The sequence below is a fragment of the Pseudoalteromonas sp. TAB23 genome (assembly GCF_000498075.1).
Classification (GTDB): domain Bacteria; phylum Pseudomonadota; class Gammaproteobacteria; order Enterobacterales; family Alteromonadaceae; genus Pseudoalteromonas; species Pseudoalteromonas arctica.
Genome location: NZ_AUTP01000037.1, coordinates 1 through 563 on the forward strand (window position 1 = coordinate 1; position 563 = coordinate 563).

The window sequence follows — 563 nt, forward strand, 5'->3', positions numbered from 1 at the left end:
ACAAGCCGGTGGTAGTGAGCCACAAAACCTTGCTGCTGCACTAGATAGCGTTACAGCCTGGTTAACTGAGCGTACTTAAGCCTAAGTGGCGCTTATTGTTCAAAAATTCGGTGGCACTTCGGTCGGCTCAATAGAGCGAATTGAAGCAGTCGCCGACCTTGTTGTTAAAACCAGACAACAAGGACATCAAGTGGTTGTGGTTCTCTCTGCTATGTCGGGAGAAACCAACCGCTTAATTAACCTCGCCAAACAAATTGATACTCGCCCGAGTAGCCGTGAACTAGATGTACTTATTAGCACCGGAGAGCAGGTTTCTGTATCACTGCTTGCTATGGCTATTATCAAACGTGGCCATTCAGCTGTAAGCTTATTAGCCGATCAAGTCAATATTCTAACCGACAATATGTTTGGTAAAGCTCGTATTGCTGAGGTTGCTGCTACGCGCTTAAAGCATGAGCTTGAGCATAATCGTATTGCTATTATTGCTGGGTTTCAGGGACGTGATATTGAGGGCAATATTACAACGCTTGGACGCGGCGGCACCGATACTTCGGCTGTAGAAA

General features: G+C 46.4%; 1 pseudogene. It reads left to right on the forward strand.

Features of this window, described 5'->3' with window-relative positions:
* Positions 1–85: 85 nt before the first annotated feature.
* Positions 86–563 (forward strand): annotated as a pseudogene (locus L654_RS0100895) (aspartate kinase); the annotation flags it as partial.